This is a genomic window from Pseudonocardia pini, from assembly GCF_013870575.1.
Taxonomy (GTDB): domain Bacteria; phylum Actinomycetota; class Actinomycetes; order Mycobacteriales; family Pseudonocardiaceae; genus Pseudonocardia; species Pseudonocardia pini.
Genome location: NZ_JACBXB010000262.1, coordinates 1 through 6,856, shown reverse-complemented (window position 1 = coordinate 6,856; position 6,856 = coordinate 1). Strand labels below are relative to the sequence as shown.

Genomic DNA, 6,856 nt, shown 5'->3' with positions numbered 1-6,856 from the left:
CGCGCGACCGAGGAGGCCGTCGTGCTCGCGCGCAACGAGGACGGTCCGGCGAAGCAGCGCAAGCAGCGCGGCAAGCCGGCGGTGAGCGAGGGCATGACCGCCGTCGCCTCGCGCCTCGCCGACCGCTTCGACACCACGGTCAAGGTCGAGATGGGCGCCCGGAAGGGCCGGATCGTCGTCGAGTTCGGCTCGACCGAGGACTTCGAGCGGATCGCGGGGATGATCGAGGGGCGCTGACGTTCCACGTGAAACGTCAGGCCCGCTCGACCGCCCGCTCCACGAGCGCCGCGAACACCGCCCCGAGGTCGCTGCCCTCCGCCGCCACCGCGGTGGGGAGCAGCGAGGTGTCCGTGAGCCCTGGCGACACGTTCACCTCCAAGATCTGCACCCTCCCGTCCTCGTCGACGACCGCGTCCATGCGCGAGAGATCCCGCAGCCCCAGAAGCGCATGGGCCTCCAGCGCGGTCCGCTCCAGCAGCGCCGTCGTGTCCGCCGACAGCCGGGCCGGACAGTGGAAGGTCGTCGCGCCCGGGGTGTAGCGGGCGGTGTAGTCGTAGACGCCGCCGGGTGCCACCACCTCGACGGGCGGCAGTGCCCGGGGCGCCGCGCCGTCGTGCACGACGGACACGGCGACCTCGGTGCCGGTCACGAACCGCTCTGCGAGCACGGTGTCGGCGTAGGCCAGGCAGCTCACCATCGCCGCGGGCAGGTCCTCCGCCGCGCGCACGACCTGGGCGCCGAGCGCCGAGCCGCCCTGGTCGGGCTTCAGCATCAGGGGCAGCCCCAGCCGCTCGACCATCGCCTCGAGCACGGACTTCGCGCCGAGCTCGCGGAACGTCGTGTGCGGGAGAGCGATCCAGTCCGGTGTGTGCAGCCCGGCGCGCTCCAGCTCGGCCTTCGCGGTCGGTTTGTCCCACGCGCGTCGGCACGCAGCCGACGTGGTGCCCACGTACGGCACGCCCAGCAGCTCCAGGACGGCCTGGACGGCGCCGTTCTCCCCCTCTCCGCCGTGCAGGGCGACGATCGCCGCATCGGGCCGCTCAGCCTGGAGTCGGTCGATCAGGGTGGCGTCGACGTCCCACTCACGGACGTCCAGGCCGGTGGCGCGCAGGACACCCGCGAGTCGTCGCCCGGAGCGGAGCGAGACCTCCCGCTCGTGGGAGAGCCCGCCAGCCAGAACCGCCACACTTCGATCGCTCACGCGGGCATTCTGCCGGATGTTCCACGTGAAACACCGTTCAGGCGGTGTCCGGTGACGGGGTGTGCGATCCGCGGCGCAGCTCGGGTGCGGGCGACGCGGGCAGGCCGAAGGTGCGGCGGACGTCGAGTTCGGCCTCGATGACGCCCGCCAGCCGCCGGACGCCCTCGGTGATGCGCTCGGGCGTCGGGTAGCAGTACGAGAGCCGGAGCTGGCGGCTGCCGAGCCCGTCGGCGTAGAAGCCGGTGCCGGAGGCGTACGCGACGCGGGCGGTGACGGCGCGCGGGAGCATCGCCTTGGCGTCGACCCCCTCCGGCAGCGTGACCCAGACGTAGAAGCCGCCCGCGGGGACGGTCCACGTGCAGCCCTCGGGCAGGTAGGCCTCGAGAGCGGCCAGCATCGCGTCCCGGCGCTCGCGGTACTGCTCGGTGAACGTCTTCACCTGCGCCCGCCAGTCGTGCTTCTCCAGGTACCGGGAGACGACCATCTGCGTGAAGCTCGGCGGACACAACGTCGCGGACTCCGCGGCGAGGACCAGCCGGTCCCGCACCGCGGGCGGCACGAGCGCCCACCCGACCCGCAGCCCGGAGGCGAAGGTCTTGGAGAACGAGCCGAGATAGATCACCGAGCGGTCCATCGAGCGTAGGGCCGGGTACCGCGTGCTGGTGAAGCCCAGCAGTCCGTAGGGGTTGTCCTCGACGACGCCCACGCCGTACTCGGCGCAGAGGTCGAGGATCCGCTGCCGTCGCTCGACGGCCAGGGTCACGCCTGCGGGGTTGTGGAAGTTCGGGATCGTGTAGAGGAACTTCGGCGTGATCCCCCGGGCGGCGAGGGTGCGCAGCGCCTCCTCGAGCAGCTCGGGCACGAGGCCGTGGGCGTCCATCGCCACGTGGACCACCTTCGCCTGGTACGCGGCGAAGCTGCCCAGCGCCCCGACGTACGAGGGTCCCTCGGCGAGCACGACGTCCCCCGGGTCGCAGAACAGCCGCGTGACGAGGTCGAGCGCCATCTGCGAGCCGACGGTCACCACGACGTCGTTCGGGTCGGCGTGGATGCCCTCCTCGCGCATGACCTCGCAGATCTGGTCGCGCAGCGCAGGCACGCCCTGGGCGGAGCCGTACTGCAGAGCGACCTGCCCCTCGCGTGCCACCAGGTCTCCGATCTCGGCGGAGAGCGTGTCCAGCGGCAGCGCGGCCAGATTGGGCATGCCGCCCGCCAGGGAGACGACCTCGGGCCTGCTCGCCACGGCGAACAGCGCGCGGATCTCGGAGGCGACCATCCCGGAGGTCCGGGCCGCGAACCGCTCGGTCGGCGGGACCGGCGCCGCTGCCGCCGCCGCGGTCCGCTCGACGGCGTCGGGGCGGTGCGGGGACGGCGGGATCGTCACGAGGGATCCTCCTGATCGACAGCGGGGCGCCACTCGGGCGCAGGGAAGAAGCAGTTGAGTGTAACCAGGACGGGTGTACGGGCTGCCCTTCGGCGAGGCCGGGAGACCGGTCGTCGTCGTCGGGGTGTCGGTCGCGCGTCCGCCGACCTACCATCGAACGGTCTTCGTGATCACGCGGGGGCTCACGAACACGCGGAACCCCCTGGGCGCCCGCCGGAGGTAGCACGTTGTCCTGGCACGTCACGGCGGTCAACCTCGACAACCTCGGGGATCTCCCGAAGCGCTGTCGCTCCTGTGTCTTCTGGGAGCTCGCGCCCCACCTCGCAAAGCAGGCGGAGGACTTCGGCACCACCGAGCTGGAGAAGGAGGCCTGGGTCTCCGAGATCCTCCTCGAGTGGGGTTCCTGCGGCAAGATCGTCTACATGCGGGGTGCTCCCGCGGGTTACGTCATGTACGCACCGCCCTCCGCCGTCCCGCGGGCCACCGAGATGCCGACCGGCCCGGTGAGTGCGGACGCGGTGCTGCTGACCACGCTCCAGGTCATGCCGGAGTTCGCAGGCGAGGGGCTGGGGCGGATGCTCGCCCAGGCCGTCGTCAAGGACCTCACCCGACGCGGGGTGAAGGCGGTCGAGGCGTTCGGCGAGGCGAGGCCCGGCAACGAGCCCGGCTGCATCGTCCCGGCGGACTTCCTGCGCAGCGTCGGCTTCAAGACGGTCCGGCCGCACCCTCGTTGGCCCCGGCTGAGGATGGAGCTGCGCTCGGGGATCACGTGGAAGGAGGACGTCGAGCACGCGCTCGAGCAACTCCTCGGCACGGTCACGATCCCGATGCAGGCGGCCGCTCCCCCGGCCCACCAGATCCCGGTACCCGCGGGGGCACACGCACAGGCGATCTGAGGGCGCCCTGTACCGGCCGCTGAGCGACGAAATCACACCGCTGTGAGTAAGGGCCGCCGGGAGAGCGGTTTTGCCCGTTCCCGGCCCTCAGATCGCCGCTGAGGCGATCAGATGGCCTGGGCCTGGTTCCGGATCTCGTGGGCCAGGACGTCCGAGAACGTGAACGTGCCGGTCGGCTGGTCGTTCTGACCGAGCAGGTACAGACGCTTCACGGCGACGAGGATCCCCTCCGCCACGACGTCTCGGAAGGCCGGGTCCAGCAGCTTCTGCCGGTCGCCGATGTGGGTGAGGTAGCCGAGCTCCACGCGGACCGTGGGCATGCGGGTGAGCCGGAGCATCTCCCACGTCCGACCCTGGCTCCCGCAGTCCAGCATCGCGGTGCGGGTGAGCAGCTCGCGCTGGATCAGACCGGCGAGCGCCTCGCCGACGGTGGAGGTGGCGCCGGAGCCGTTCCCGAAGTGGAAGGTCGCGACGCCCTGGGCGTGCACACTCCGATTCGCGTCAGAGTGGAGAGAAAGAACGAGGTCGGCGTTCGCCTCGTTGGCGAAGGCGGCCCGCTCGGCGTCCGTGGGGCAGGTGTCCTCCCGGCGCGAGAGCAACGCCTCCATGCCCGTGGCCGACATGCGGCCCACGAGCCTGCGCGCGAGGTCCCACATCAGGTCCGCCTCGCAGACCCCTGCGGCCTGTACGCCGCGGTCCAGCCCACCGTGGCCCGGGTCGACCACGATGCGCTTGCCGCGCATCCGGGGCCCGGCCCGGCGCAGCAGCTCCTGCTCGCGCAGGAGGCCGGGGCGGCCGCCGGTGACCTTGCGGCCGAGCTGGCGCAGCGCCCGCAGCGTGGCGGGCCCACAGACGCCGTCGGAGGCCATGCCGTAGTCCCGCTGGAAGCCGCGCAGGGCGGCCTCGGTGCGCTCGTCGAACACGCCGGAGGGGCGGCCCGGGTCGTACCCGAGCTCGAGCAGCCGGGTCTGCAGCTGCCCGACGTCGTCCCCGCTCATCGGGGAGGAGACCAGGAGGGCGAGCATCCGGTCGCCCAGGCTCCAGCCTGCCTCGCGCAGGGCGCGGTAGGTGTCCGGGCCCACGATGCCGTCCGTGATGAGCCCACGGCGCTGCTGGAAGGCCTGGACGGCCCGCTCGAGCTCGACGTCGAACAGCTCGGGGGCGACGGGGACGGGTGCGGCGGCCAGCAGGCCGAACCGACGCAGCGTGTCCCTGATCTCGACGACCGCTGTCCCACGGTCACCGCGGCGGAGCAGCTGCATGCACCCCTCGCTCGATCTCGACGTGACGACCGGTCTCCCGGTCCAAGGCCGCCGACCATTCTGCACCGCGCGGCCCCGGACGGGGGACAGCGGGGCGGACACGGGCGTGTCCCCGCCGTGAACGGTGGGGACACGCGCCGGGCGGCTCGGGCCCGTCGGACGGAGCGGGCCGGCGATCGCCGGACGAACCGGGGGATCGCCGACCGGCCGTACCCTGTCTCAGGACAGGTAGTCGGAGAGGTCGTTGAGCAGCGCGGCCTTGGGCTTCGCGCCGACGATCGTCTTCACCGGCTTGCCGTCCTGGAACAGGATCATCGTCGGGATCGACATGACCTGGTACTCCTGGGCGGTCTTGCCGTTCGCGTCGATGTCCAGCTTGGCCACCGTCAGCGAGTCCTTGTGCTCACCCGCGATCTCGTCCAGCACCGGGGCGACCATCTTGCACGGCCCGCACCAGGTGGCCCAGAAGTCGACCAGCACGGTCTTCCCGCTGTTCAGGACGTCGCTCTCGAACGTGGCGTCGGTGACGTCCACGGTGTTCTTGCCCATCCGGGTGTGCTCCTTCGTGTGGTGTGCGATGTGTGTCAGTGGACCGCGGCCGCGACGTCCTCGGCGTCGGCGCCGTAGCCGCCGCCCGCCATCTCCGCGTCGATCGGCTCGTCGGCCAGCCACCGCTCGGCGTCGATCGCGGCCGAACAGCCGGAGCCCGCCGCCGTGATCGCCTGCCGGTAGGTGTGGTCGACCAGGTCGCCCGCGGCGAACACCCCGGGGATGTTCGTGTAGGTCGTGGGGGCCTGGGTCTTCACGTAGCCCTCGTCGTCGAGCTCGACCTGGCCACGGACCAGCTCGCTGCGCGGGTCGTGCCCGATGGCGACGAACATGCCGCTGACCTCGAGCAGCGACTCCTCGCCGGTCTGCGTGTCCTTCAGCTTCAGGGCCGTGACGCCCTTGTCGCCGACGACCTCCTCGACCGCCTTGTTCAGCTGCCAGTGGATCTTCGGGTCGTTCTGCGCGCGCTCGAGCATGATCCTCGACGACCGGAACTCGTCCCGGCGGTGGACGATCGTGACCGTCCGGCCGAAGCGGGTGAGGAAGGTGGCCTCCTCCATCGCGGAGTCGCCACCACCGATCACGGCGATGTCCTTGTCGCGGAAGAAGAAGCCGTCACACGTGGCACACGCCGACACACCGCGGCCGAGCAGCTCCTGCTCACCCGGGATGCCGAGGTAGCGGGCCGCCGCGCCCATCGCGAGGATGACCGCGCGCGAGCGGTAGGTCACGCCGTTGGCGGTGACCTCCTTGACCGGCCCCTCCAGCATCACGGACTCGACGTCCTCCGACCGCAGGTCCGCGCCGAAGCGCTTCGCCTGGCCGCGCATCTGCTCCATGAGCTCGGGGCCCATGATCCCGTCGGTGAAGCCGGGGAAGTTCTCCACCTCGGTGGTGGTCATCAGCGCGCCACCGAACTGGGTGCCCTCGAACACCAGCGGGGCGAGCTGGGCGCGCGCGGCATACACCGCGGCGGTGTACCCGGCCGGTCCGGAGCCGATGATGATCAGCTCGTGGATCTTCTGCTCGGTGGTCACCGGTGCCTCACTCCTCGTCCGACGTGCTCGGCCTGCTCAACACGATCCTAGGAGCGGACATTCCCCCTGCCGCCGGGGCGTGCCTCCGGGGTGTGTCATAGGTCACCCTCCGAGGACCAGGTCGGCCAGGACGGACGTGCAGTCCAGGGTGGGGACGACGGCGCGGACTCGTCCGCGGATTCCTGTCCCAATGACGAGAAGGGTGCCCTCCGTCACACCGACGCGCACCGGTCTGCCCGCCAGCAGCGGTCCATCCGGGGCGGGCACCCCGGCCCTGACCAGGCACGACGCGAGGGTGGCCGGATCGGCGAGCGCGCCCACGTCCCGGGTCCGTTCGGCGAGGACCCGTCCGGCCGCGGAGGTCAGGTCAGCCGGTGTGCTGCTCGGCGGCGGGCCGGTGAGCACCACCGCGACGAGCGCCGCCGCCGCGACGGTCAGCACGAGGGTGCGACGACGGCGTGGCGGACCCGGCCGGGCGGTGGCAGGTCGAGTGGGGTCGAGGGGGCGCGGGCGGAGTGCGGTTCCGC

Annotated in this window: 7 protein-coding genes and 1 pseudogene; 2 read left to right on the top strand and 6 right to left on the bottom strand. The window is 71.9% G+C overall.

The annotated features are described in order from the left end of the window. Positions 1–237 (top strand): annotated as a pseudogene (locus H5J29_RS16175) (ParB/RepB/Spo0J family partition protein); the annotation flags it as partial. A 16-nt stretch (positions 238–253) separates the two neighbouring features. Here H5J29_RS16175 and H5J29_RS16170 read toward each other — a convergent pair. Further along, on the bottom strand, positions 254–1,201 hold the full coding sequence (locus tag H5J29_RS16170) for a D-alanine--D-alanine ligase family protein (RefSeq protein WP_181781790.1): 948 nt from the start codon (positions 1,199–1,201) through the stop codon (positions 254–256). A 37-nt stretch (positions 1,202–1,238) separates the two neighbouring features. Then, positions 1,239–2,585 (bottom strand): aminotransferase-like domain-containing protein, encoded by a 1,347-nt coding sequence (locus H5J29_RS16165; protein ID WP_312858262.1) that lies wholly within the window; start codon positions 2,583–2,585, stop codon positions 1,239–1,241. Positions 2,586–2,812: 227 nt separating this feature from the next. Here H5J29_RS16165 and H5J29_RS16160 point away from each other — a divergent pair, with 227 nt between their 5' ends. Continuing rightward, positions 2,813–3,481: a GNAT family N-acetyltransferase gene (locus H5J29_RS16160; protein ID WP_181781789.1), complete on the top strand. Its 669-nt coding sequence runs from the start codon at positions 2,813–2,815 to the stop codon at positions 3,479–3,481. A 107-nt stretch (positions 3,482–3,588) separates the two neighbouring features. Here H5J29_RS16160 and H5J29_RS16155 read toward each other — a convergent pair whose 3' ends face one another. The 4 genes from H5J29_RS16155 to H5J29_RS16140 all read right to left on the bottom strand — a co-directional run. Then, positions 3,589–4,743, bottom strand: a complete 1,155-nt coding sequence (locus H5J29_RS16155) for an N-acetylmuramoyl-L-alanine amidase (protein ID WP_181781788.1) — start codon at positions 4,741–4,743, stop codon at positions 3,589–3,591. Positions 4,744–4,962: 219 nt separating this feature from the next. Then, a complete protein-coding gene (gene trxA, locus H5J29_RS16150; RefSeq protein ID WP_181781787.1) occupies positions 4,963–5,292 on the bottom strand; it encodes a thioredoxin in 330 nt (109 codons plus the stop codon). A gap of 35 nt (positions 5,293–5,327) precedes the next feature. Continuing rightward, on the bottom strand, positions 5,328–6,329 hold the full coding sequence (gene trxB, locus H5J29_RS16145; protein ID WP_181781786.1) for a thioredoxin-disulfide reductase: 1,002 nt from the start codon (positions 6,327–6,329) through the stop codon (positions 5,328–5,330). A 102-nt stretch (positions 6,330–6,431) separates the two neighbouring features. Continuing rightward, positions 6,432–6,856, bottom strand: a 425-nt coding sequence (locus tag H5J29_RS16140) for an RsmA family anti-sigma factor (RefSeq protein WP_220187493.1), incomplete at its 5' end; no start/stop codon positions are given.